Annotated in this window: 19 protein-coding genes; 18 read left to right on the top strand and 1 reads right to left on the bottom strand. The window is 60.0% G+C overall.

Annotation, left to right across the window (positions count from 1 at the left end; genetic code table 11):
- Positions 1–24 precede the first annotated feature (24 nt).
- The 17 genes from NHU87_RS20530 to ureC all read left to right on the top strand — a co-directional run bounded on the left by NHU87_RS20530 (position 25) and on the right by ureC (position 18,365).
- Positions 25–2,142 carry a TonB-dependent copper receptor gene (locus tag NHU87_RS20530; RefSeq protein WP_253552058.1) on the top strand — a complete coding sequence of 706 codons (2,118 nt, stop codon included), beginning with the start codon at positions 25–27 and terminating at the stop codon, positions 2,140–2,142.
- A gap of 146 nt (positions 2,143–2,288) precedes the next feature.
- On the top strand, positions 2,289–3,668 hold the full coding sequence (locus NHU87_RS20525; protein ID WP_253552056.1) for a PepSY-associated TM helix domain-containing protein: 1,380 nt from the start codon (positions 2,289–2,291) through the stop codon (positions 3,666–3,668).
- Between the two features lie 190 nt (positions 3,669–3,858).
- Positions 3,859–4,647 carry an ABC transporter ATP-binding protein gene (locus tag NHU87_RS20520; protein WP_253552054.1) on the top strand — a complete coding sequence of 263 codons (789 nt, stop codon included), beginning with the start codon at positions 3,859–3,861 and terminating at the stop codon, positions 4,645–4,647.
- The gene (locus NHU87_RS20515; protein ID WP_253552052.1) at positions 4,644–5,591 is read left to right on the top strand and encodes an ABC transporter substrate-binding protein; all 948 of its coding nucleotides are present in this window, start codon (positions 4,644–4,646) and stop codon (positions 5,589–5,591) included. The genes NHU87_RS20520 and NHU87_RS20515 overlap by 4 nt, the downstream gene beginning before the upstream one ends.
- Positions 5,588–6,598, top strand: a complete 1,011-nt coding sequence (locus NHU87_RS20510; protein ID WP_253552050.1) for a FecCD family ABC transporter permease — start codon at positions 5,588–5,590, stop codon at positions 6,596–6,598. The genes NHU87_RS20515 and NHU87_RS20510 overlap by 4 nt, the downstream gene beginning before the upstream one ends.
- A gap of 613 nt (positions 6,599–7,211) precedes the next feature.
- Positions 7,212–7,583 carry a DUF6124 family protein gene (locus tag NHU87_RS20505; RefSeq protein ID WP_253552048.1) on the top strand — a complete coding sequence of 124 codons (372 nt, stop codon included), beginning with the start codon at positions 7,212–7,214 and terminating at the stop codon, positions 7,581–7,583.
- 398 nt (positions 7,584–7,981) lie between these two features.
- Positions 7,982–9,247: an urea ABC transporter substrate-binding protein gene (urtA, locus tag NHU87_RS20500; RefSeq protein ID WP_253552046.1), complete on the top strand. Its 1,266-nt coding sequence runs from the start codon at positions 7,982–7,984 to the stop codon at positions 9,245–9,247.
- Between the two features lie 160 nt (positions 9,248–9,407).
- A complete protein-coding gene (urtB, locus tag NHU87_RS20495) occupies positions 9,408–10,910 on the top strand; it encodes an urea ABC transporter permease subunit UrtB (protein WP_253552044.1) in 1,503 nt (500 codons plus the stop codon).
- Positions 10,910–11,989 carry an urea ABC transporter permease subunit UrtC gene (gene urtC, locus NHU87_RS20490; RefSeq protein ID WP_253552042.1) on the top strand — a complete coding sequence of 360 codons (1,080 nt, stop codon included), beginning with the start codon at positions 10,910–10,912 and terminating at the stop codon, positions 11,987–11,989. Before urtB ends, urtC begins: the two co-directional genes overlap by 1 nt.
- A gap of 10 nt (positions 11,990–11,999) precedes the next feature.
- Entirely contained in the window at positions 12,000–12,872 is an 873-nt protein-coding gene (gene urtD, locus NHU87_RS20485; protein ID WP_253552039.1) for an urea ABC transporter ATP-binding protein UrtD, read from the top strand.
- 214 nt (positions 12,873–13,086) lie between these two features.
- Positions 13,087–13,785: an urea ABC transporter ATP-binding subunit UrtE gene (urtE, locus tag NHU87_RS20480; protein WP_253552037.1), complete on the top strand. Its 699-nt coding sequence runs from the start codon at positions 13,087–13,089 to the stop codon at positions 13,783–13,785.
- Between the two features lie 30 nt (positions 13,786–13,815).
- Entirely contained in the window at positions 13,816–14,655 is an 840-nt protein-coding gene (locus NHU87_RS20475) for an urease accessory protein UreD (RefSeq protein WP_253552035.1), read from the top strand.
- A gap of 155 nt (positions 14,656–14,810) precedes the next feature.
- A complete protein-coding gene (gene ureA / locus NHU87_RS20470; RefSeq protein ID WP_007937143.1) occupies positions 14,811–15,113 on the top strand; it encodes an urease subunit gamma in 303 nt (100 codons plus the stop codon).
- 9 nt (positions 15,114–15,122) lie between these two features.
- Positions 15,123–15,656 carry a GNAT family N-acetyltransferase gene (locus tag NHU87_RS20465; protein ID WP_253552033.1) on the top strand — a complete coding sequence of 178 codons (534 nt, stop codon included), beginning with the start codon at positions 15,123–15,125 and terminating at the stop codon, positions 15,654–15,656.
- A gap of 6 nt (positions 15,657–15,662) precedes the next feature.
- Entirely contained in the window at positions 15,663–16,196 is a 534-nt protein-coding gene (locus NHU87_RS20460; protein ID WP_050681631.1) for a GNAT family N-acetyltransferase, read from the top strand.
- The gene (locus tag NHU87_RS20455; RefSeq protein WP_253552031.1) at positions 16,196–16,504 is read left to right on the top strand and encodes an urease subunit beta; all 309 of its coding nucleotides are present in this window, start codon (positions 16,196–16,198) and stop codon (positions 16,502–16,504) included. The genes NHU87_RS20460 and NHU87_RS20455 overlap by 1 nt, the downstream gene beginning before the upstream one ends.
- Before the next feature lie 160 nt (positions 16,505–16,664).
- Positions 16,665–18,365: an urease subunit alpha gene (ureC, locus tag NHU87_RS20450; RefSeq protein WP_253552029.1), complete on the top strand. Its 1,701-nt coding sequence runs from the start codon at positions 16,665–16,667 to the stop codon at positions 18,363–18,365.
- Between the two features lie 44 nt (positions 18,366–18,409).
- Here the strand turns inward: ureC and NHU87_RS20445 are convergent, their stop codons facing one another.
- Complete coding sequence (locus NHU87_RS20445) at positions 18,410–23,497, bottom strand: NEL-type E3 ubiquitin ligase domain-containing protein (RefSeq protein WP_253552027.1); 5,088 nt, start codon at positions 23,495–23,497, stop codon at positions 18,410–18,412.
- A gap of 248 nt (positions 23,498–23,745) precedes the next feature.
- Here NHU87_RS20445 and NHU87_RS20440 point away from each other — a divergent pair, with 248 nt between their 5' ends.
- Positions 23,746–24,873, top strand: coding sequence for a sensor histidine kinase (locus NHU87_RS20440; RefSeq protein WP_253552025.1), 1,128 nt, complete (start codon positions 23,746–23,748; stop codon positions 24,871–24,873).
- Positions 24,874–24,988: the final 115 nt, after the last annotated feature.

Genomic DNA, 24,988 nt, shown 5'->3' with positions numbered 1-24,988 from the left:
TACGACTGTTCGATGGAAATTGTCATGTCCAGGTTTTCTGCTGACACACGTTTGGGCGCTGCCCAGGCTTCTTTTGCCCTGAACGAATCTCGCGTTCGTTTCAGGCACGCCACCGCCGTTCTTTGCGGCTTGTTGCTGACACCGATGGTGCTGGCCGATGAACACGCCGACCACACCGAAGAACTGAGCCCGACGGTAATCACCGCCATTGCGCCGAGTTCGCCGCTGACCATCGTCACCAACCCCAAGGACCCACGCCAACCGGTGCCGGCCAGCGACGGTGGCGATTATCTGAAAACCATCCCCGGCTTCGCGCTGGTGCGCAACGGCGGCACCAACGGCGATCCGGTGCTACGCGGGATGTTCGGCTCGCGCCTGAATATTCTCACCAACGGCAGCATGATGCTCGGCGCCTGCCCCGGCCGCATGGACGCGCCGACTTCGTACATTTCCCCGGAAACCTACGACAAACTCACCGTCATCAAAGGCCCGCAAACCGTGCTTTGGGGCCCCGGCGCATCGGCCGGCACCGTCCTGTTCGACCGTGAGCCGGAGAGCTTCGGTGAACTCGGCACCCGGGTGAACGCCAGCGTTCTGGCCGGTTCCAACGGGCGCTTCGACAAGGTAGTGGATGCCGCTGCCGGTGGGCCGCTGGGCTACGTGCGCGTGATCGGCAACACCGCGCATTCCGACGACTACAAGGATGGCAACAACGACACCGTGCCCTCGCGCTATGACAAGTGGAACGGTGACGTCGCTGTCGGCTGGACCCCGAGCGCCGACACCCTGCTGGAACTGACCGCCGGCAAGGGCGATGGCGAAGCCCGTTATGCCGGGCGCGGCATGGACGGTTCGCAGTTCCTGCGCGAAAGCCTTGGTTTGCGCTTCGAGCAGTCGAACATCGGTGAGGTACTGGATAAGGTCGAGGCGCAGGTCTACTACAACTACGCCGACCACGTGATGGACAACTACACCCTGCGCACGCCGTCCGGCATCGGAATGATGGCCGGCCCCATGGCCTCCAACGTCGACCGCCGGACCCTCGGCGCGCGAATCAAAGCCACCTGGCGCTGGGCCGATGTGCAACTGATCAGTGGCCTGGATGCGCAAACCAACGAACACCGCCAACGCAGCGCCATGGGCGTCGACGCCTACAAGGATGTGCCGCGCAACAAGGACGCCGACTTCCACAACTACGGCGTGTTCAGCGAACTGACCTGGTACGCAGCCGACCGTGATCGGCTGATCACCGGTGCACGACTGGATCGCGCGTCGGCCAAGGATTATCGGCAGACCATCGGCTCCGGGATGATGGCCCGCCCGAACCCGACGGCCGATGACACTCGCGCCGACACCTTGCCGAGCGGTTTCGTCCGTTACGAACATGACCTGGCTGACAGCCCGACCACGCTGTATGCGGGCCTCGGTCACTCCCAACGTTTCCCGGATTACTGGGAGTTGTTTTCGCCCAAGTCCGGCCCCGCCGGTTCGGTGAATGCCTTCGACTCGATCAAGCCGGAGAAAACCACCCAGCTCGACTTCGGCCTGCAATACAAGACCGAAGACCTCGAAGCCTGGGCCTCGGGTTACGTCGGGCAGGTGCGCGATTACATTCTGTTCAACTACACGCCGGGGATGATGGGCATGACTTCGCAGGCCGAAAACATCGACGCGCGAATCATGGGCGGCGAACTCGGTGCTGCCTACAAGTTGACGGCCAACTGGAAGGCCGACGCGACCCTGGCCTACGCCTGGGGCAAGAACAACAGCGACGGCAGCGCGCTGCCGCAGATGCCACCGCTGGATGCACGTTTCGGCCTGACCTACAGCGAAGACAACTGGAGCGCTGGCGCCTTGTGGCGCGTGGTTGCGGCGCAGAACCGCATCGACCAGAACAAGGGCAACGTGGTCGGCAAAGACTTCGACACGAGCTCGGGCTTTGGCGTGTTCTCGCTCAACGGCGCGTACCGGATCAACAAGCACTGGAAGGTCAGCAGTGGCGTCGACAATTTGTTCGGCAAGGCCTACGCAGAACACTTGAACCTGGCCGGCAACGCCGGTTTCGGCTTCCCGGCCAATGACCCGCAAGCCATCAACGAACCGGGGCGCACGCTCTGGACCAAGGTGGATATGAGCTTCTAAAAGCTTCGCGGGCAAGCCTCGCTCCTACAGGTTTTGTGTCGCTCAATGAAACGACGCGATCCCTGTAGGAGCGAGGCTTGCCCGCGAATGACTGCGCAGCAGTCACCAGATAACAACAAAAGACCCAAGCCTAGCGGAGCACACAAATGCAACAGCCCAAACCGAATTTCTACAACCTGGCCTGGCGCTGGCATTTCTATGCCGGCCTGTTCGTCGCGCCCTTCATGGTGATGCTGGCCCTGACCGGCATCATCTACCTGTTCAAACCACAACTCGATCCGTTGATGTACGGCAGCCTGCTGAACGTCCCGGCCGCTCATCACAAAGTCTCCGCCGACGACCTGCTCAAACGCGTAAAAGAGGCGTACCCACAAGGCCAGATCAAACAGTACCTGCCGCCGGTGAACGCCGAACGCAGTGCGCAATTTGTGGTGATCAATGAAGGTCATGAACTTAACGTGTTCATCGATCCGTACCACGGCGACATCCTTGGCGAGCAAGACGCCAAGAAGAATCTGCAAGCGCTCGCGCGCTCGATCCACGGCGAATTGATGATCGGCACTGTCGGCGATCGACTGGTCGAACTGGCTGCCGGTTGGGGCGTCGTGCTGGTGGTTTCCGGCGTGTTTTTGTGGTGGCCGCGAGGCCAGGCAGCCGGGATTCTCTGGCCACGCCTGAACAGTCGCGGTCGAGTGCTCTGGCGTGACCTGCACGCGGTGACCGGGTTCTGGGGCGCGGCATTGCTGCTGGTGATGCTGCTCAGCGGCATGACCTGGACCGGCGTCTGGGGCAAGCAATACGCCGACCTCTGGAACCGCTTCCCGACAGCCATGTGGAATGACGTGCCGAAGTCCGACGTCGAGGCCCGCAGCCTCAACAGCGCCACACGCCAGACTGTGCCGTGGGCCATGGAAAACACGCCGATGCCGATGTCCGGCGATCACGCCGAACACATGGCTCACGCCAGCACGCAAGCCGGCCCGGCAGCGCCGACCATCAGCCTGCAAGACGTGCAAAACATCGCCGTGCAGCGCAAGGTCGAGCCCGGCTACAGCATCACTTTCCCCACCACGGCCACCGGAGTGTTCACCATCGCGGTGTTCGCCGACGACCCGCGCAACGACGCCACCCTGCATGTCGACCAATACACCGGCGACGTCCTCGCCGACGTGCGCTGGCAGCATTACAGCAACGTCGCCCGCGCCACGGAAGTCGGCGTGATGCTGCACGAAGGCAAGATGTTCGGCCCGTTCAATCAGATCATCGTGCTGCTGATCTGCCTGATGATTTTGCTCAGCGCCGTCAGCGGTGTGGTGATCTGGTGGAAGCGCCGGCCACAGGGCAAATTCGGTGTGCCGCCGTTGCGCCACGACCTGCCAAAATGGAAAACCGCGATGGTTATCATGTTCGGGCTGGCGGTGATTTTTCCGTTGGTGGGGGCTTCGCTGGTGATCGTGTGGGTACTGGATCGGGTGCTGCTGTCTCGATTCAATCGGCAAGCTGAATCGGCCTCACCTTCATCATGAAGCAGACGAGATGCGCGTTTTAGAGGGATCTATAGACTTCTGACGCTTATCTCTGAAGCATAGGGCCTCTTCGCGGGCAAGCCTCGCTCCTACAGATCATGCGGCGTTTCGCGGCACACTCCAAACCTGTAGGAGCGAGGCTTGCCCGCGAAGGCGTCATCAGCCGCACCAAAAACCCCAAGAGAAACGCATGATCTCGCTGAACCTCACGAACCTCGCCTGGACACCCCTGGGCCACGGCCATTGTCATCACCAGTTCCAGCTGCGTGATGCATCGCTGCACGTGGCCGCCGGGGAGTTCGTCGGGTTGATCGGGCCCAACGGCAGCGGCAAAACCAGCCTGTTGCGTTGCGCCTATCGTTTCAGCAAACCGGAAAGCGGTGAGGTAAAACTCGACCATCACAACGTCTGGAAGCAATCCTCACGCTGGTGCGCGCAACGCATCGCGGTGGTGTTGCAGGAATTCCCCGACGCCTTCGGCCTGACCGTCGAGGAAGTGGTCGCCATGGGTCGCACACCGCACAAAGGGCTGTTTGATGGCGACACCCTTGAAGACCGAAAACTCGCGACCCACGCACTCGAATCGGTCGGCCTCAAAGGTTTCGAAGACCACGCCTTCGCCACCCTTTCCGGCGGCGAAAAACAGCGCGTGATCCTCGCCCGCGCCCTGGCCCAGCAGCCGCAATTGCTGATCCTCGACGAACCGACCAATCACCTCGACCCGCGATATCAGCTGGAGCTGTTGCAACTGGTCAAGCGTCTGCAGATCGGCACGTTGGCGAGTATTCACGACCTCAATCTGGCGGCGGCCTTCTGTGATCGGCTATACGTGATCAATCACGGCCGCATCGTGGCCAGCGGCCCACCCAAAGAAGTCCTGACCGCACAACTTTTGCACAACGTGTTCGGCGTCGACGCCCTGATCGATGACCATCCCTTGCACGGCTACCCACGAATCACCTGGATAACCCAACCATGATTTTGCGTTCCCTCCTTTGCGTCGCTCTGTTGCTGGGCAGTGCCCAAGCATTGGCCGAGGCCACCCATTACCCGCTGACCGTCCAGAGCTGTAACCGCGCAGTCACCTTCAAGCAAGCGCCGAAACACGCGGTCAGCCACGACATCAACATGACCCAGATGATGCTCGCCCTCGGTCTCAAACCACGGATGGCCGGGTATAGCGGCGTGACGGGCTGGAAGTCGGTGACGCCCCAGATGCAAACCATCCTCGATGGCATTCCGGAGCTAGCTGCCAAGTACCCGTCGGTGGAAACGTTGCTCAACGCCAACGTCGATTTCTTCTTCGCCGGTTGGGATTACGGCATGCGCGTTGGCGGTGATCTCACGCCGCAAACCCTGCAGCCACTGGGGATCAACGTCTACGAACTCACCGAGTCGTGCGCCTTCGTGATGAAGCGCCCGCCGGCCAGCCTGGAAGACACTTACAACGACCTGCGCAACCTCGGGAAAATCTTCGACGTGCAGGACCGCGCCAACACCGTGATCGCCGAGATGCAGGCGCAAGTCGCCGACATCCGCAAGGATCTGCCGACAGACAAGCCTCGGGTATTTCTCTACGACAGCGGTGAAGACCGGGCCATGACTTCCGGTCGTCTCGGCATGCCTCAAGCGCTGATCGACGCTGCCGGCGGGCGCAACATTCTCGACGACGTCGAGGCGAGCTGGACGCGGGTGAATTGGGAGAACGTGGTCGAGCGTAATCCTCAGATAATCGTGATCGTTGATTACGGCGAAGTCACCGCCGAGCAGAAGGAACAATTCCTGCTGAACAATCAGGCGCTGCAATCGGTGGACGCGATCAAGAACCAGCGCTTCATCGTCATTCCGTATGTGCAGGCCACACCCGGGATCGACAACGTACTGGCGGTCGAAACCTTGGCCAAGGGTTTCCACGGCGAATGATCAATCGTCGCTATGCCTTGTTGCTGATCGCCCTCGGCGCGCTGTTGCTGGTGTCGTGCGTGGTGTCGCTGGGCTTTGGCCCGGCGCGGGTGCCGGTGGAAGTGGTGTGGCGAATATTGCTGCACAAGATTTTCGGTTTCGGTGTGCCGGACTGGACTGCCGGCCAGGAACACATCGTCTGGCTGATCCGCGTACCGCGCATGTTGCTCGGTGCGCTGGTGGGCGCCGGTCTGGCGTTGATTGGCGCGGTACTGCAAGCGGTGACGCGCAATCCGCTGGCGGATCCGCACTTGTTGGGCGTGACCTCCGGCGCGACCCTCGGTGCGGTGATCGTGGTGCTGCATGTCGGTGAGATTGTCGGGTTGCTGACCTTGCCGATCGCGGCATTTATCGGCGCGCTGCTGAGCATGTTGATCGTGCTGATGATCGCCAATCGCAATGGGCGACTGGACAGTGATCGGCTGCTGTTGTGCGGCGTGGCGGTGTCGTTCGTGATGATGGCGATCGCCAATTTGCTGTTGTTTCTTGGCGACCATCGCGCCAGTTCGGCGGTGATGTTCTGGATGCTTGGCGGGCTCGGGCTGGCGCGTTGGGAATTGCTCGCGGTGCCAGCGGCGAGTGTGTTGCTCGGGTTGGTGTTGTTGCTGGGGATGGCTCGGCCGTTGAATGCGTTGATGGCGGGTGAGCAGACGGCTGTGACTCTCGGCCTCAATGCTCGCACCGTGCGGTTGCGGGTGTTTTTGATTGCTTCGTTGATGACTGGGGTGTTGGTGTCGATCAGTGGGTCTATCGGGTTTGTCGGGTTGATGGTGCCGCACATTGCGCGGCGATTGGTCGGGGCTGAACACCGGCGATTGCTGCCGGTGTGCGTGTTGTTGGGCAGCCTGTTCCTCGTCTGGGTGGATGTGGCCGCACGCACCCTGATCGCCCCGGAAGACTTGCCCATCGGCGTCGCTACCGCGGCGATTGGCGGCCTATTCTTCATCGGCCTGATGCGCCGCCGCTGACCTCTTTCCTATCGAATGTACACATCCCACCGTAGAACTGTAGAGCTGTGGGACTGTAGGAGCTGTCGAGTGAAACGAGGCTGCGATCTTTTGATCCTGATTTTTTAAGATCAAAAGATCGCAGCCTCGTTTCACTCGACAGCTCCTACAGTAATCCGTGTCAGACGAGATTCGGTGTCAGACAAGCATTCGGTGGCAGACGGAATTCAGTGTCAGACGCGGGATTGATCGTTCCCACGTTCCCACGAGGGAATGCCGTCAGGGACGCTCCGCGTTGCGCTGTTGAATGTTTAACGGATGTGTCAAAACAGGGAACTTTCCCACGCCTTTTTCAGGTTGTTCGTCGGACGCGAGCCCTCTAGTCTTGGGCTGTCGCTGAATCTCAGCGATCGGGTGTGAGAGCCCGGTAGAGGGTTTTAATCCATTGCCAGTACCACCATAATCGCCGCCAGCTTATCCGCTGCCTGCAATGCTCTATGGCGGCTGTGTGCGGGCGGACTTCGGTCCGGCCGGGTTTGATCCTCTACCGGTTTCTCACTCCGCACATAGCTGCCACCACTCCGTCGCGTGAGAAACGACGAGTGATGGCTTCAACTGATTAGAGGACATTTCAATGAATAAGAAACTCGTACCAGACCCACCCTTCAATACCACCACGCCCACCGCCGAAGCCTCGCGCACCGAAGAGTTACTCAAAGACCGCGAAGCCATAAAACGCGCCCTCGACTACTACCTCGATCCCCCGGCGCCTTACACCGAAAAACCCCGCCGCCCCAGCATCATGTTCATGGTCGCCCCGAATATGGATACCGAAAGCCTGCTGGCCCACGCCTACGAATCGTTGGCGACGGCAAGTGTCCTGGCCAGCGATTTCGCCAACGATCTGATCGGCCCGCAGCGCTACACGGCGCTGGCGATTCAACAGAGCATCATGCTGGCGGAATTGGCGGTGAACCGGGCGCTGGATAACGTCGATCCGGCGTAGCCTTTAAAGTAGACCGCGTTATCGTTCTTCGCGGGCAAGCCTCGCTCCTACAGGGGCATCGTCGTTCACAGATTCGGTGTACGACGCAAAGCACCTGTAGGAGCGAGGCTTGCCCGCGAAAGCGGCGGGTCAGACACATTGATGCTGAATGTGCCGCCGTCTTCGCGAGCAAGCTTCGCTCCTACACGAGCGAGGCACTGACTGCGCCCCAATGTGGCGCACCGCTTCGCACCACCACCCCGATCACGTCCTTTCATGGTGCGCCGCCAAACCCGCGCAACCGCTCTAATACGACATTTCCTTGCCCTTCCCCGACCGGGCACAGCCCTTGCAAAACAGCCTTCAGTCGTCCGCATCTGCCAACCATAAAAAACGTTAACGTTCATGGAGATCGCACAATGAAGCGTCGCAGTTTGATCAAGGCTTTCACACTATCGGCAAGCATTGCCGCGATGGGCATGGCCTGGACGGTCCAGGCTGCCGAGACCATCAAGGTCGGTATTCTGCATTCGTTGTCCGGCACCATGGCGATCTCCGAAACCTCGCTCAAGGACATGGCGTTGATGACCATCGACGAAATCAACGCCAAGGGCGGCGTGAACGGCAAGATGCTGGAACCGGTGGTGGTCGACCCGGCGTCGAACTGGCCGTTGTTCGCCGAAAAGGGCCGGCAGTTGCTGACTCAGGACAAGGTCGCGGTGGTGTTCGGTTGCTGGACCTCGGTGTCGCGTAAATCGGTGTTGCCGGTGTTCGAAGAGCTCAACGGCCTGCTGTTCTACCCGGTGCAGTACGAAGGCGAAGAGATGTCGCCGAACGTGTTCTACACCGGCGCGGCGCCCAACCAGCAGGCGATTCCGGCGGTGGAATACCTGATGAGCGAAGAAGGCGGCAGCGCCAAGCGCTACTTCCTGCTCGGCACCGACTACGTCTACCCGCGCACCACCAACAAGATTCTGCGCTCGTTCCTGCATTCCAAAGGTGTGGCGGACAAGGACATCGAAGAGGTCTACACCCCGTTCGGTCATAGCGACTATCAAACTATTGTGGCGAACATCAAAAAATTCTCCGCCGGTGGCAAGACTGCGGTTATTTCCACGGTCAACGGCGACTCCAACGTACCGTTCTATAAAGAGCTGGCCAACCAGGGCCTGAAAGCCACCGAGGTTCCGGTCGTGGCGTTCTCCGTGGGCGAAGAAGAATTGCGCGGCATCGACACCAAACCGCTGGTAGGCAACCTCGCGGCGTGGAACTACTTCGAGTCGGTGGAGAACCCGCAGAACACGAAGTTCGTCGCCGACTGGAAAGCCTACGCCAAGAAGAAAAACCTGCCGGGCGCCGATAAAGCGGTGACCAACGACCCTATGGAAGCCACCTACGTCGGCATTCACATGTGGGCGCAAGCGGCCGAGAAAGCCAAGTCCACCGACGTCGACAAAGTCCGCGAAGCCCTGGCCGGCCAGACCTTCGCCGCGCCGTCCGGCTATACCCTGACCATGGACAAGACCAACCATCACCTGCACAAGCCGGTGATGATCGGCGAGATTCAGGCTGACGGTCAGTTCAACGTGGTGTGGCAGACCGAAGGGCCGATCCGCGCCCAGCCGTGGAGCCCGTTTATCTCGGGTAACGACAAGAAGCCGGACTATGCGGTGAAGAGCAACTAAGCCACTGGATGTCGGACTCGGGCACCAACCCCGAGGTCGACACAAATCCCTGTGGGAGCTGGCTTGCCTGCGATGGCATCACCTCGGTGCATCAGACACACCGAGTCGTCTGCATCGCAGGCAAGCCAGCTCCCACAATGTCCGCGCAAGGCGACTTTTTATGCCCACCGCCCTTTACCGCCTCATTTTCGCCCTCGCGCTGCTATTGCCGATGGCCACCCATGCCGGCGACGCCGAAGACTTCGTCGCGGCCAATCCCGTGCAACAAGCAAAACTTCTCGAAACCTGGGCCGCGCAGCCCGATCCGGCCCGTGTCGAACTGATCAACGCCCTGCAACAAGGCGAGTTGACCCTCGATGGCCAACCGAAAACCCTGCGCCTGAATAACCGCCTGCGGGGTCTGATCGACACCGCTCTGGCCAGCCACCAATTGCTCGCCGCCGACGCCAGAATCCGTCTGGCCGCCGCGCAGCAATTGCAGAAAAGCGCCAAACCCGCGCAGCTGAAATTCCTCGACCAGCAACTCGCTGGCGAAAAAGACGAAAGCGTTCACGCCGCCCTGAGCCTGGCACTGGCCAATCTGCAACTGGTCGACACCGACCCAGCCGTGCGCCTCGCCGCTGTGCGTCTGCTCGGTGAAACCGGCGACCCACTGGCCCGCACTCGTCTCGAAGGTTTGCTCGAACCCGGCGTCGAAGCCGATGCCAATGTGCGCACCGCCGCCGAAACCAGTCTGGCTCAGGTCAAACGCAAACTGCTGATCGGCGAGATGCTCGGCCAGGCGTTCAGCGGCATGTCCCTCGGTTCGATTCTGTTGCTGGCGGCCCTCGGATTGGCGATCACCTTTGGCCTGCTCGGCGTGATCAACATGGCCCACGGCGAGATGCTGATGCTCGGCGCTTACTCGACGTATGTGGTGCAGCTGATGTTCCAGCGCTTCGCCCCGCAAGCCATCGAGTTCTACCCGCTGATTGCTTTGCCGGTAGCGTTTTTCGTCACCGCCGGGATCGGTATGGCGCTGGAGCGCACGGTGATTCGTCATCTCTACGGTCGCCCATTGGAAACCCTGCTGGCGACGTGGGGCATCAGCCTGATGCTGATTCAGTTGGTGCGCCTGGTGTTCGGCGCGCAGAACGTCGAAGTGGCCAACCCGGCGTGGTTGTCGGGCGGGATTCAAGTGCTGCCGAACCTGGTGCTGCCGTACAACCGCATTGTGATCATCGCGTTCGCCTTGTTTGTGGTGGTGCTGACCTGGCTGCTGCTGAACAAGACGCGCCTCGGTTTGAACGTGCGTGCCGTCACCCAGAACCGCAACATGGCCGCCTGCTGCGGCGTGCCGACCGGGCGCGTCGACATGCTCGCTTTCGGCCTCGGCTCCGGCATTGCTGGCCTCGGCGGTGTGGCGCTCAGCCAGATCGGCAACGTCGGCCCGGACCTCGGTCAGAGCTACATCATCGATTCGTTCCTGGTGGTGGTACTCGGCGGTGTCGGTCAATTGGCCGGCAGCGTATTGGCCGCCTTCGGCCTGGGCATCGCCAACAAAATTCTCGAACCGCAGATCGGTGCGGTGCTGGGCAAAATCCTGATCCTCGCGCTGATCATTCTGTTCATCCAGAAACGTCCGCAAGGCCTCTTCGCACTGAAAGGACGGGTGATCGACTGATGAACCAGCCCCTGATGCTCACGGCCACACAAAAGGCCGGCCCCAAGGTCACGATCGCCGTCGGTGCGGTAATCCTCGCTCTGCTGCTGGCGTTGCCATTGCTGTCGTTGTTGCCGGCGGACAGCACCTTTCATGTCTCGGCTTATACGCTAACCCTGGTGGGCAAAATCCTTTGCTATGCCATCGTCGCCCTGGCCCTCGATCTGGTCTGGGGTTACGCCGGCCTGTTGTCGCTGGGCCACGGTCTGTTCTTCGCCCTCGGCGGCTATGCGATGGGCATGTACCTGATGCGCCAGGCTTCGGGTGACGGCTTGCCAGCGTTCATGACCTTTCTGTCGTGGACCGAATTGCCGTGGTACTGGACTGGTACCAGCAGCTTCCTCTGGGCCATGTGTCTGGTGGTGTTGGCGCCGGGATTGCTGGCGCTGGTGTTCGGTTTTTTCGCCTTCCGTTCGCGGATCAAGGGCGTGTATTTCTCGATCATGACCCAGGCCCTGACCTTCGCCGGGATGCTGCTGTTTTTCCGTAATGAAACCGGGTTTGGCGGCAACAACGGCTTTACCAACTTCCGCACCATTCTCGGGTTTGGCATCACTGAACCGGGGACGCGTGCAGTGTTGTTTTTCGCCACGGTGTTGTTGCTGGTGACGAGCCTGTTCATCGGCTGGCGGCTGGCGCAAAGCAAGTTTGGCCGCGTGCTGACCGCGTTGCGGGATGCGGAAAACCGCTTGATGTTCTGCGGCTACGATCCACGCGGTTTCAAGTTGTTTGTCTGGGTGTTGAGCGCAGTGTTGTGCGGTTTGGCCGGCGCGCTGTATGTGCCGCAAGTCGGCATTATCAACCCGAGTGAAATGTCGCCGACCAACTCCATCGAAGCCGCCGTTTGGGTAGCGTTGGGTGGGCGCGGCACGCTGATCGGTCCGCTGCTCGGCGCGGGTGTGGTCAACGGGATGAAGAGCTGGTTCACCGTGGCGTTTCCGGAATATTGGCTGTTTTTCCTCGGCGCGCTGTTCATCGTCGTGACGTTGTACCTGCCCAAAGGTGTGATCGGGCTGCTGAAGAAAAGGGGTGGACAATGAGGCTTGTAAAATGAGAACCACTGCAACGGCTGAATTCATGCTTGAGCCGGCCTTTTTTCCGCCGCTGGAGCCCAACAGGGACGCCGGCAGCAGCCGCGATGCCATCGGTCTCGGCCAGAGCGCCGGCAAAGGCCTGAACACCCGACACGGCACCATCCTGACCCTGGAAGACATCAGCGTCAGCTTCGATGGTTTCAAGGCGCTGAACGATCTGAACCTGTACATCGGCGTCGGCGAATTGCGCTGCATTATCGGCCCTAACGGCGCGGGCAAGACCACGCTGATGGACGTGATTACCGGCAAGACTCGCCCCAGTCACGGCAAGGCCTGGTTCGGTGAAACCCTTGATCTGACGCAGATGAGTGAAGTGAAGATTGCCCAGGCCGGCATCGGCCGCAAGTTCCAGAAGCCGACAGTGTTCGAAGCCTTGAGCGTGTTCGAGAACCTGGAGTTGGCACAGAAAACCGACAAGTCGGTATGGGCCAGCCTGCGGGCTCGTCTCAGTGGCGAGCAGAAAGATCGTATCGCTGAAGTCTTGGAAACCATCCGCCTGACCGCCTCGGTCAATCGCCCGGCGGGTTTGTTGTCCCACGGTCAGAAACAGTTTCTGGAAATCGGCATGCTGCTGATGCAAGACCCGCAACTGCTGCTGCTCGACGAACCGGTGGCGGGCATGACCGACGCCGAAACCGAATTCACCGCCGAGTTGTTCAAGAGCCTGGCGGGCAAGCATTCGCTGATGGTGGTGGAACACGACATGGGTTTCGTCGGCTCAATAGCCGACCACGTCACCGTGTTGCACCAGGGCAGCGTGCTGGCCGAAGGGTCGCTGGAGCAGGTGCAGGACAATGAGCGGGTGATCGAGGTTTACCTCGGTCGATAGACCATGGTCCATACCCGCTGCCCACTGCCCACTGTAGGAGCTGTCGAGTGAAACGAGGCTGCGATCTTTTGATCTTTGCATGTCGCACCTCCGGAAGATCAAAAGATCGCAGCCTCGTTTCACTCGACAGCTCCTACAAGAGCAGATGCCGGGCAAAATCCAGTGATCCAGTAGATCAAGAGTGGGGCCGTGTCACACAGAAGGAATTTTGAACATGCTGCAAGTCGACAAGCTGCATCAGTATTACGGCGGTAGCCACATCCTGCGCGGCCTGAGCTTTGAGGTGAAGGTCGGCGAAGTCACCTGCCTGCTCGGGCGCAATGGCGTGGGCAAGACCACCCTGCTCAAATGCCTGATGGGTTTGCTGCCGGCCAAAGAAGGCGCGGTGAACTGGGAGGGCAAACCGATCACCGCATTCAAGCCGCACCAACGGGTGCATGCCGGCATCGCTTACGTGCCTCAGGGCCGGGAAATCTTTGGCCGACTGACCGTGGAAGAAAACCTGCTGATGGGCCTGTCGCGGTTTCCAGGCTCTGAAGCCAAGGAAGTTCCGGCATTCATCTACGAGCTGTTCCCGGTACTGCTGCAAATGAAGCAACGGCGCGGCGGTGATTTGTCCGGTGGACAGCAACAGCAACTGGCGATCGGTAGAGCACTGGCCAGCCGTCCACGGTTGCTGATTCTCGACGAACCCACCGAAGGCATTCAGCCGTCGGTGATCAAGGAGATCAGCGCCGTGATCAAAAAGCTCGCAGCGCGCGGCGACATGGCGATTTTGCTGGTGGAACAGTTCTACGATTTCGCCGCCGAACTGGCCGATCAGTACCTGGTAATGTCCCGGGGCGAGATCGTGCAGCAGGGTCGCGGCGAAAATATGGAAGCCGAAGGTGTCCGTGGACTGGTTACGATCTAACCTGCAGCCTCCTGACGATAATCAGAAATCATGAATTTACCTGCCCCTATCACGCTGTTCACCCCTAGCTGGCATGCCGAGCTGGAACTCGGCTACGCCCGTTTCGGCGACAGCACACGCCCAGTGCAGCGCCGCCACAAAGGCCCGTTGCGGGTGCAGAAGCATTTGTACGCCGAAGGCCCCGAGGTGTGTCAGCACATCATCGTCCACCCGCCGGGCGGGATTGCCGGTGGTGATCGGCTGGACATCTCGGCCAGCGTCGGCACACACGCCTGGGCGCAAATCACCAGCCCCGGCGCCGCCAAGTGGTATCGCGCGGCCGGGCCGGCTTATCAGAAACTCGACCTGCGCGTGGCTGCCGGTGCTACGTTGGAGTGGCTGCCGCAAGAGACGATTATTTTCAGCGACGCTCAGGCTGAACTCAGCACGGCCATTGCTCTGGAGGGCGATGCGCGACTGTTCTACTGGGACGTGGTGGCGCTGGGTCGCCCGGCCAGTGGCGAGCGCTTCGACCTCGGGCATTTTCAGGCGCATCTGGATATCCGTCGCGACGGCCAGTTGCTCTGGCACGAACGCCAGCGCATTGTCGGGAATGATGGTTTGCTGGATTCGCCGATAGGGCTGAATGGCCAACCGGTGTTTGCGACGTTGTTGGTGACCGGCGAGATCGATAGCGATTTACTGGAGAAGTGCCGTTCGTTGCCCAATGACGTGCGCGGGGATCTGACGCAATTGCCGGGGCTTTTGGTCGCCCGGTGCCTGGCCAGTGAGGCGCTGTTGGCACGTGGTTGGCTGATTGATGTGTGGCGGTTGCTCAGGCCTGCATTGCTGGGCCGAGGAGCCGTTCCCCCAAGAATATGGAGCACCTGAACACAATCCACCCCTGTAGGAGCTGTCGAGCGAAGCGAGGCTGCGATCTTTTGATCTTTGTATACCGCGAAAAGATCGCAGCCTCGCTCCGCTCGACAGCTCCTACAGGGCGCACGATTCAAGATTTTTTAACTGCCGATTATGGATTCCAAACGATGGACCTGACCCCACGCGAAAAAGACAAGCTGCTGATCTTCACCGCCGGCCTCGTGGCCGAGCGGCGTTTGGCTCGCGGCGTGAAGCTCAATTACCCGGAGGCCATGGCCTATATTTCCGCGGCGCTGCTCGAAGGCGCGCGTGACGGCCAGACCGTGGCCGAGCTGATGCACTACGGCACCACCCTGCTCAGCCGCGAACAAGTGATGGAAGGCATCCCGGAAATGATCCCGGAGATTCAGGTCGAAGCGACGTTTCCCGACGGCACCAAACTGGTCACCGTTCACCAACCGATCGCCTGAGGCCGCGCCATGACTTACCACATCCGCGATGCATTGCTCGCCGACCTGCCGGCGATCCGCGACATCTACAACGACGCCGTGCTCAATACCACGGCGATCTGGAACGAACAGGCCGTGGACCTGAGCAACCGCCAGGCCTGGTTCAGCGCCCGGCAAGACCAGGGTTATCCGATCCTGGTGATCGTCGACGGCGATAACAGCGTACTCGGCTACGCTTCATTCGGTGACTGGCGCCCGTTCGATGGGTTCCGCCACACGGTCGAGCACTCGGTGTACGTGCGCAACGACCAGCGGGGCAATGGCCTCGGGCCGCAACTGATGGAAGCGCTGATCGAACGCGCCAAAGGCTGCAATAAACACGTGATGGTCGCCGCCATCGAAAGCGGTAACGGCGCCTCGATCCGGCTGCACGACCGGGCCGGTTTTGTCGTCACCGGCCAAATGCCGCAGGTAGGTACCAAGTTCGGCCGATGGCTGGACCTGACCTTCATGCAACTGATCCTCGACCCGGGGGCAATGCCACCCGGTCCCCACAAGGAGTGATACCCCATGAACGCCGCCCAACTGCGCCGCGTCAATGTTGAAAGCTTTGCGCACTATCGTCAGGGTTTGATTGATTTGCTGCTCGACGCCGTCGGCTATGGCGCCAGTGTCGGGTTCATGGCGGATCTGGATGCGACCCAGGCCCGAGCCTACTTCGATGAAGTCCAGGAGAACCTGAACAAAGGCAACGTGCTGCTGTGGGTGGTGGTCAAGGACGAACAGGTACAGGCCAGCGTGCAATTGACGTTGTGCCAGAAAGCCAATGGGTTGAACCGCGCCGAAGTGCAGAAATTGCTGGTGCGTGAACACGCCCGTCGTCGCGGCCTGGGTCAACAGATGATGCATGCCGTTGAGCTCGCCGCCCGCCAGCACAAACGCGGCATGCTCTACCTCGACACCGAGGCCGGGTCCCCCGCCGAAGACTTCTACAAGGCGATGGGCTATACCCGCGCCGGCGAAATCCCCGACTACGCCTGCGACCCGAACGGCCGCTACAAACCGACGGCCCTTTACTACAAGATTCTCCAAGGAGCCCATTGATGATTCCCGGTGAATACCAGATCCAGCCCGGCGACATCGAACTCAACGTGGGCCGCCGCACCCTCAGTTTGAAGGTGGCCAACAGCGGTGACCGGCCGATCCAGGTCGGCTCGCATTATCACTTCTTCGAAACCAACGACGCCCTGACCTTCGACCGCGCCGCCAGCCGCGGCATGCGCCTGAACATCCCCGCCGGCACCGCCGTGCGCTTCGAACCGGGGCAGAGTCGCGAGGTCGAGTTGGTAGACCTGGCTGGCCATCGCCGAGTGTTCGGGTTTGCCGGGCGGGTCATGGGTGATCTCGATTAAAGATCAAAAGATCGCAGCCTCGCTCCGCTCGACAGCTCCTACAGGAAAACGCGATATACAGGGAAACATGATCCCCCTGTAGGAGCTGTCGAGCGCAGCGAGGCTGCGATAGCGAGCGACGCGAGCGGTCTCAAACACAATTGAATCCCAAGGCAAGCGCATGAAAATCTCAAGACAAGCCTACGCCGACATGTTCGGCCCCACCGTCGGTGACAAGGTCCGCCTGGCCGACACCGAGCTGTGGATCGAAGTGGAACAGGACTTCACCACTTACGGCGAAGAAGTGAAATTCGGCGGCGGCAAAGTCATTCGCGACGGCCAGGGCCAAAGCCAGTTACTGGCACGCGACGTCGTCGACACCCTGATCACCAACGCGCTGATCATCGACCACTGGGGCATCGTCAAGGCCGACGTCGGTCTCAAGGACGGGCGCATCGCGGCCATCGGCAAGGCCGGCAATCCGGACATCCAGCCCAACGTCACCATCGCGGTCGGCGCCAGCACCGAAGTGATCGCCGGTGAAGGTATGATCCTCACCGCCGGCGGCATCGATACCCACATCCACTTCATCTGCCCGCAGCAGATCGAAGAAGCGCTGATGAGCGGTGTCACCACCATGATCGGCGGTGGCACCGGACCAGCCACCGGCACCAACGCCACCACCTGTACCTCCGGGCCATGGCACTTGGCGCGCATGCTCCAGGCCGCCGATGCCTTCCCGATGAACATCGGCTTCACCGGCAAGGGCAACGCCAGCCTGCCGGAGCCGTTGATCGAGCAGGTCAAGGCCGGCGCCATCGGCCTGAAGTTGCACGAAGACTGGGGCACTACGCCGGCGAGCATCGACAACTGCCTGAACGTGGCCGATCAATACGACGTGCAGGTGGCAATCCACACCGACACCCTCAACGAGTCAGGCTTCGTCGAAACCACCCTGGCCGCCTTCAAGGGCCGCACCATCCACACCTACCACACCGAAGGCGCGGGCGGCGGCCATGCACCGGACATCATCAAGGCCTGCGGTTTCGCCAACGTGCTGCCGAGTTCGACCAACCCGACCCGGCCGTTCACCCGCAATACCATCGACGAACACCTCGACATGCTGATGGTCTGCCACCACCTGGACTCGAGCATTGCCGAAGACGTGGCCTTCGCCGAAAGCCGCATTCGCCGCGAAACCATCGCCGCCGAAGACATCCTTCACGACCTCGGCGCCTTCTCGATGATCAGCTCCGACAGCCAGGCCATGGGTCGCGTCGGTGAAGTCATCACGCGCACCTGGCAGACCGCCGACAAAATGAAAAAGCAGCGCGGCCCGCTGTCTCAGGATGGCGAAGGTAACGACAACTTCCGCGCCAAACGCTACATCGCCAAGTACACCATCAACCCGGCGATCACCCACGGCATCAGCCATGAAGTGGGCTCGGTGGAAGTGGGTAAATGGGCCGATCTGGTGCTCTGGCGCCCGGCGTTTTTCGGGGTAAAACCGACGCTGATTCTCAAGGGCGGTGCCATTGCGGCCAGCCTGATGGGCGACGCCAACGCTTCGATCCCGACGCCGCAACCGGTGCACTACCGCCCGATGTTCGCCAGTTACGGCGGCTCGTTGCACGCCACCAGCCTGACCTTCATCAGCCAGGCGGCGCAGGAGGCCGGTTTGCCCGAAGCGTTGGGCCTGAAAAAGAAAATCGCCGTGGTCAAAGGCTGTCGCGACGTGCAGAAAACCGACCTGATCCACAACGATTACCTGCCAGAGATCGACGTCGATCCACAGACCTATCAAGTCAAGGCGGACGGCGTGTTGCTGTGGTGTGAGCCAGCGGAAATCTTGCCGATGGCCCAGCGCTATTTCCTGTTCTGAACAATGCAAGAAGCCCCGAATGCCAGGCGCTCGGGGCTTGCGGGTCAACTACCGATTTCGGTGTTTACCTTGTCCAGTCTGGCTCGGTTCAGAGCCTGTCGGGTCAAGGTTTTTTCGAGATCCTTGATGGCCTGGAACACCTCTTCATCCTCAGCGTTTTCCAGCCTCAGCTTGAGGGCATCGAATTCCTGACGATAGGTGGTTTCGATGAAGGTTTGCCAGATCGGTTGCTCAAGGACCCGCTCAGTCAGCAAGTCCCCTTTTTCCCGGGCCAGCACACGTTGACAGGCCGCCTCGATCATCTCTTTGCTCACCTTGGAAATAGCTCGAAACTGCATGCCTCGCGCCTGCCATGGCAGATCCAGGCGTTCCGCCAGATCCGTCATGTAGGCCAGATGCACCTCGACTTCATCAATTGTTCCACCTTCAGTGCCGGGGTGATAAAAGGTTTCTCCGGCCCGCAAGCGTTCAGCGACACGCTTGCGGGCAATCCTGCCCAGTTCGTCCAGACGTGCCTTGCCCCTCGCCAATTGCAGCAACTCGGCTTCCACCAACCCCTGATTGGCCAATCCATGGGCCTCGTGCACTAATACTTCGACGCCCATGGCATTGAACAACTGAGTGCCGCCATCAACACAGTTGGTGGTGCTGGTCGCCTCGGCAAAAAGCTTTTCACGCAGTTCGGTGTTCTCGGCCATGGCCTCGAGCATGCGCCACACTTTGGCGGTGAGTTCGGTACGATAACTTTTATTGTCAGCCCGGTAATCATAGGACTCGGTCAGTCGCCGGATTTCATTGAAAAACGGCAACGAGCCATGCTCGTCTTCGACGTAGTCCCAGATTTCCTGCTTCGCATTCCACTCGGCGTTGCTCAGCCCTTCTCCCCATTCGGAGCTGTCGAGTACGCCGCGTGGGGGGTAGGCTCGATCAGGGTCCAGACCGAGCGATTCGATGTACGTGCGCACCTGATCAAGGTTCTCCGGCGAAATCCAGTCATCCTCCCGAGTGAAGAATGTGCGCGCCAGCAACTCCGCACGGAAGGAACCCGGCGCCACTTCGGGAATTTGCGTGAGCCTGTTGAACTCAAGGTTCAGATAAATGTTTCGCGGGCGATTCCGGCCAAAATAACCCGTGGGCCAGGTATTAAGCTGGCAATGGTCAAGGGTTATCGCCTGCAAGCCGGGCATACGACTGACATCGGGCGGCAAGCGCAACGGGTTGTTATTCAGCCGCAACAAGCGCAAGCGGGTCAGCGTTCTGAGGTGGGCGATCCCCTCGCTGTCCAGGGAGATGTTGTTATCGCTGAGCACCAGATGAGTCAGCCAGCGCATGTTGCCGATTTCTTGAGGAAACGAGGTCAAACCGTTGTGCATCACGCTCAACCGCCGCAATTGCCGGAATGGCCGCAGGAATCCGACCCGCTGATTACGCAGGCCTGCATTGTTCAGGCTTAATTCGGTGACGTGATCAAAATTGGCCGCCAGTTCAGGCATCGTCGCCAAATGCCTGTCCAGAGAAAAACCATCCAGATTCAGGACCTGCGGTGCCACGATGCCTGGTGCCTCAATGCCCGCCGGGCCGGTGCGCTGCCAGCAGCGACGCAGCTTTGCGTAGATGTCGTTTCTGGCGCTCCATTGCGAGACGCCTTCGGGCGTAAGACGCCAAGCCTGGGCAGGCTGGTTGATCCATTGGCGCATGGCGTCATTGAAGCGGTCGAACTCAGTTTCCAGCGCAGTCAGTCGCTGGTCGGCCTGCTCACCAAAATCGTTCATCAGTGCTTGTAGCTGGCTGTCGTCCAGGCCTGGATAGAGTGATCTTGTACGAATTCGCAAAATATCCGGATCTTGCGAGCGCGCCCTGTAGGAGCGCATTCCGCCACGCAAACGCATGATCTGCGGATCGTAAGCGGGTTTGCGTATCGGGTGATCCAGCAGAGTTTTCGAGAATGTGTCGTGTGACGTCGGCGTTTGTTTAACGGCCTGACGCAGCTGTGCGCCCTGATTGATCTCATACCCCAGCGTTTCGCGGTCGGCATCGGGCAAGGCATGCAGCAATGCTCCGTACAGATCGTCCGCTCCATGCAAATGGCCACCCTCATTGTCGTAAGTGTCATAGCGCCCGTCCTCGCCCAAAACCAGCACCTTGCGCGCAGAGGCATCGACCGGGCCAACACTGTCATGCAGAGCACCGGTGAAGGAGAACTCGCGGACTTCGATGCGCATATCCTTTGGCCATTTCGGCCAGTTTGCCAAGGTATGAAGCGCCAGCCGGCCGGTGTCAGCATTGCTCAACTCGTCTAAATAAAGTCCTTCATAGGCGCGACTCAAACGCAAGCCGAACACAGACGATCGCGCCATTTCGCGCAAGCGCAACGGGATCCGTCTGTCTTGGGTCAATGTCAACAACTCGGCTTCAGAGGCATCGTCCAGCAGGGCTTGCGCCGCGGCGTTCGACAGGTTCGGAAAGTCCCGCTGCAGCAGGTTAATCCGCGCATCGCCAGTGGCTTCCCGGGCCTCGTATAACGTATCGAACAGCATTTTTTGGCTGTCTTGCGCCTTGCGGGCGAGGCGTTTTTTCAGCTCGGCAATACGTGCCGAGCGTTCTTTCGGGACTTCGCTGCCGAACCAGTCCTGCAACTGCGCCTCGTTGAGCGCGTCAACCACCCGTGTCGGCAGGCGACCTTCGCAAACATCGGCCCGGGACAGGTTGAGGGTATTTTCAGGTGTAGCCATGGCCGCACCGAAACTCAGTGACGGCTGGCCCGAAGCGGCATCGGCGTCCAGCACCAGGGCACTGGATTCAGGCCAGCCGGGTAACTCAGTAACAAACCCGGTCACTTTCTCCGACAGTTCCTGCGGCACCTGGCCATTCAGGATCTGCGCGCTCAGCTTGTCGGCGTCCGCGTAGGCCTTGAAGCGCTTCAGCGTGTCCATGAACAAGGGAGCCGGTGGATCATTTTCAACATGCATACGACGTAGCACGCCTTCGTCGACACCGCTGACATGTCGGATCTGATCCAGCACTTCGTCACTGATCCGATCCACTGACGGACCGAGACGCCGTAACAGCTTGCCCTTGTCCCATGCCATCGGTTCTTCGAACTCCGTGTGCCAGGCGCCAGCACCGTTGTGTTCGACGTTCAGCTGATAGGCATCCGACCGCTTGGAATGTTGCAGTCGAGGCTGTCCGGTGAGCGGATCTTCCTTGAGCACGAATTGCTTATCCTCGAGCGACAGCACTTTGCGCCCGTCATGCTCAATGACGCCGAGATCATCGGGCGTTGCGGTTTCGGGCAGCGTCAGACGGTGCTCGTAAGGCCCATGATCGGGTTTGATCAGACGGGTTTTTCCGCTGGGCAGTTCCACCGGTTCAAGGCTGTCTATCAAGGGCGATGGTCTGATCGCTGCAGGGCCGCCGGGCAGCACATGGCCCATGAACATCAGGGCCAATTGCGCACCGTTGATCAAGAAACTGTTGATGTGCGCCGCGCCCTCTGCGACGTCACCCTTGCTCCAGTCTTCGATACCCTCGACCAGCTCCGCCAGCAATTGCGCGGTCATCAGGCCCAGCATGGCCGGCCCCAGCACGGGCACCAACATTGCGCCAAAGTTGAATACGTTCCAGGCAATGTCCAGATAGCCGCTCAGGCGTTTCCAGCGTGCGTCGGCGTCTTCGTCATCGGTCGGCACCGCGATCAATCGGGCATCGGCAATGGCTTTGTCGCGACGTTCACGAAACAGACAGTCCCACAGTTCGTCGCTGATCAGATGAGTCACAGGGTTCGCATTAGCGTTTTCGACCGGCGTTTCTCGCCACCATGGCCCCATGTCGAGCGGCTCACGTTGTTGCCAGGTGATGGTCTTGAGCCGCTCATTGACCCGGCTGAAAAACATTGCCTTGTCTTTCTGTGCGACAAAACGACAGAAAAAACGCTGATATTCACTTTCACGCAGTTGGCCGATCAGCGTTTTCATGAAGTCGGTGAGCGAGGCATATTCCTTCAGCGGATGATCCGGGTCATCCGGTACCCAGGCGATCAAATGCCCGCTCAACCGATCCTGACTGTAGATTTCGTCCTTGCGCAGCATCTCTTCCACCACGCCTTTCGGGCCGTTGGCGAAAAAGGCTTTGAGCATGCCAAGGGTATCGAAGCGATTGGGTAGCGAGGAAGTTGCCCGTCGTGAGAAATCAAGCCAATGCTTGAGTACTTCGGGCGCCAGGCGATCAACAGCCTTTTTGACCGCCGCGGGTTCGGCCACCGCGCTGAACAGCACAACGCCGGTCATCCGGCAGCCCATTATCGACAACCGATGACTGTGCAGCGGACGGTCATACCATCGGATGTCAGGCTTGCCGTCGATCAGTGCGCCGATCGTTGTGTAACCGTGCAGGCCGATGTCGCCCTTGAGATACGCCGTCATCGACGCCAGTCTGAGGGCCGCTTTGTCACTGGCGATCGAACGCTCCTTGAGCAGGCGAGCGGCGTTGGCATCTGCGGGAGTGAGCAATGACTTGATGTGGGTCTGGTATTGCCCGCCAATGTCGAGGCGACGGCACAGCGCCGCAATTTTTTGCGGGGTGATGACCTTGATCTCGTGCAGATCGCCACGAAAGTCCTTGCGCAACACCGCGGAGCCGCTGCGAAACGCATCCTCGCGGGTTTCATCCTCTTCGAAGTTATGCAGCGCCGCTTCGAGCAGCGTGGAGCGACGGATGGTGCTGGCCTGGTTATCGATGACACCGGCGATTTTTTTTGGCACATACAAGCGTAATTGCAGGTCGCTCGGATCGCCATGCTCGTTGAAGTTCGAGCGCAACAGGGTTTTGAGCAATGGCTCGGCAAAGGCCTTGATATCGTGCTGCAAGTCGCCCAGCAATTCGTCCAGCGGCCCTTGCAGGCGCCAGCGCTCGTCGACGAGCTGTTTGAGATAGTCGCGATCCACCGGTCGGGCTTTCAGATACCAATCTGGAAATACCGGCTGCACCTGCGCCACGGACAGGAGTCTGGCCTGTGGCGCCTCGGTGATTGCCTTGGGGATCAACGGTTTTATTCGCGGGTAGTGGACCCCTTTTTCGTCCTTTTGGGCCGGACTTGATGGCACGTTTGGATTGCTTCCTTGCAATTCAGGCATGTCTTGAACACCTACAAACCAATGGATGGAGTCCTATGGTCACGCGCTGACCCAGTGAACAAAAGCGCAAAAAGCTGTTGATTCACCAAGTAAAAAAGGCTCCACGCCGTCGAAATCCAGGAGCTGAAAATAACTATGTACCGCACAGACAACCCAGAATCTGCCTGCGCCATCGACAGTGGTGTTCCCCTTTAAAGGGGCTACTATGCCTAACGTTGTTTTGCATTCATCACGCAGGAAAACCGGTAATGGGTCTTTCGGAATTTATCGTGGCAAACGTTGACCCCGTGGTCGACGAGTGGGAGTCCTTCGCCAAAACCATTGCTCCGGAACCGGTTTCCATGGATCGAATGCTGTTGCGCGACCATGCCCGGGAGATTCTGCTGGCCGCCGCCCGCGACATGAAATTGCCTCAGACCGGTCGCGAGCAGGCCGCCAAGGCCAAGGGTGACGGCCCGGACAAAAACCCGGAGCTGGATCAGGCCAGCGCCAGCCATGGCGAGCTGCGCCACAATACCGGCTTCGATCTGGTGCAGATGACCGCCGAATTCCGCCACTTGCGTGCTTGTGTGATTCGCCTGTGGGCCAACAGCCTGACCACACCGGATCTGGCCCAGTTGCAGGAAATGATCCGTTTCAACGAAGCCATCGACGAAGCGCTGGCCGAATCCACGGCGGCCTACGCCGAACAGGTCAATCGCTCGCGGGACATCTTTCTCGCGATCCTCGGCCATGATCTGCGTGCACCGCTGCAAGCAGTGAGCATGTCCACTGAAATACTGATGCGTAAAACCAACCTTGAGGGTGACGCATTGACCTGTGCGCTTCACATCAAGCGTGGCACCCGCCACATGGCGGTAATGGTCGGCGATTTGCTGGAACTGGTCCGCAGTCGCCTGGGCAAGAGCCTGCCGATCGAACCGGCGCCCATGGACCTGGCCGATACGGCGCGTCAAGCGATTGAGCAGGCCTGCGCCGCTCATCCGCTATGTGATCCGACATTGAGCGTCGAAGGCGATACCCAGGGTGTGTGGGATGGCCGAAGGCTCGATCAGATGCTGCAGAACCTGATCGGCAATGCATTGCAACACGGCTCGAACCACAGCGCGGTCAAACTGACTCTCAAGGGTGAAGCGGACAGTGTCCGGCTCACGGTGCACAACGACGGTGCGCCGATTCCCGCCGAGGCGATCGCCACAATCTTCGATCCATTGGTACGCAGTGCCGACGAAGAGCTCGGAGGGCCTAGCACCAGCCTCGGTCTGGGGCTGTTCATCGTCAAGGAAGTGGTCAAGGCCCATCAAGGGACGATCGAAGTCAGCTCCAATGAGATCGATGGCACATTGTTTACCGTGGTGTTGCCCAAGAAGGTGTGAGGCAGGGGGACTGCGTTATCGTTCATCGCGAGCAGGCTCGCTTGTATGTTTAGACTTGAAGGGGTGGGCGTGACTAAAGGCTCGATTCCGACTCTCGCCAGTACGGACCGTGGGA

The organism is Pseudomonas mandelii, assembly GCF_024138395.1.
Lineage (GTDB): Bacteria > Pseudomonadota > Gammaproteobacteria > Pseudomonadales > Pseudomonadaceae > Aquipseudomonas > Aquipseudomonas mandelii_E.
The sequence above is the reverse complement of the archived record's forward strand: the minus strand, read 5'-3'. Positions and strand labels throughout refer to the sequence as shown.

Excerpts from the sequence above, each read along its gene's own strand:
- NHU87_RS20530 (WP_253552058.1), top strand. The coding sequence starts at position 25 with ATGTCCAGGTTTTCTGCTGACACACGTTTGGGCGCTGCCCAGGCTTCT.
- NHU87_RS20525 (WP_253552056.1), top strand. The coding sequence starts at position 2,289 with ATGCAACAGCCCAAACCGAATTTCTACAACCTGGCCTGGCGCTGGCAT.
- NHU87_RS20520 (WP_253552054.1), top strand. The coding sequence starts at position 3,859 with ATGATCTCGCTGAACCTCACGAACCTCGCCTGGACACCCCTGGGCCAC.
- NHU87_RS20515 (WP_253552052.1), top strand. The coding sequence starts at position 4,644 with ATGATTTTGCGTTCCCTCCTTTGCGTCGCTCTGTTGCTGGGCAGTGCC.
- NHU87_RS20510 (WP_253552050.1), top strand. The coding sequence starts at position 5,588 with ATGATCAATCGTCGCTATGCCTTGTTGCTGATCGCCCTCGGCGCGCTG.
- NHU87_RS20505 (WP_253552048.1), top strand. The coding sequence starts at position 7,212 with ATGAATAAGAAACTCGTACCAGACCCACCCTTCAATACCACCACGCCC.
- urtA (WP_253552046.1), top strand. The coding sequence starts at position 7,982 with ATGAAGCGTCGCAGTTTGATCAAGGCTTTCACACTATCGGCAAGCATT.
- urtB (WP_253552044.1), top strand. The coding sequence starts at position 9,408 with ATGCCCACCGCCCTTTACCGCCTCATTTTCGCCCTCGCGCTGCTATTG.
- urtC (WP_253552042.1), top strand. The coding sequence starts at position 10,910 with ATGAACCAGCCCCTGATGCTCACGGCCACACAAAAGGCCGGCCCCAAG.
- urtD (WP_253552039.1), top strand. The coding sequence starts at position 12,000 with ATGAGAACCACTGCAACGGCTGAATTCATGCTTGAGCCGGCCTTTTTT.
- urtE (WP_253552037.1), top strand. The coding sequence starts at position 13,087 with ATGCTGCAAGTCGACAAGCTGCATCAGTATTACGGCGGTAGCCACATC.
- NHU87_RS20475 (WP_253552035.1), top strand. The coding sequence starts at position 13,816 with ATGAATTTACCTGCCCCTATCACGCTGTTCACCCCTAGCTGGCATGCC.
- ureA (WP_007937143.1), top strand. The coding sequence starts at position 14,811 with ATGGACCTGACCCCACGCGAAAAAGACAAGCTGCTGATCTTCACCGCC.
- NHU87_RS20465 (WP_253552033.1), top strand. The coding sequence starts at position 15,123 with ATGACTTACCACATCCGCGATGCATTGCTCGCCGACCTGCCGGCGATC.
- NHU87_RS20460 (WP_050681631.1), top strand. The coding sequence starts at position 15,663 with ATGAACGCCGCCCAACTGCGCCGCGTCAATGTTGAAAGCTTTGCGCAC.
- NHU87_RS20455 (WP_253552031.1), top strand. The coding sequence starts at position 16,196 with ATGATTCCCGGTGAATACCAGATCCAGCCCGGCGACATCGAACTCAAC.
- ureC (WP_253552029.1), top strand. The coding sequence starts at position 16,665 with ATGAAAATCTCAAGACAAGCCTACGCCGACATGTTCGGCCCCACCGTC.
- NHU87_RS20445 (WP_253552027.1), bottom strand. The coding sequence starts at position 23,497 with ATGCCTGAATTGCAAGGAAGCAATCCAAACGTGCCATCAAGTCCGGCC.
- NHU87_RS20440 (WP_253552025.1), top strand. The coding sequence starts at position 23,746 with ATGGGTCTTTCGGAATTTATCGTGGCAAACGTTGACCCCGTGGTCGAC.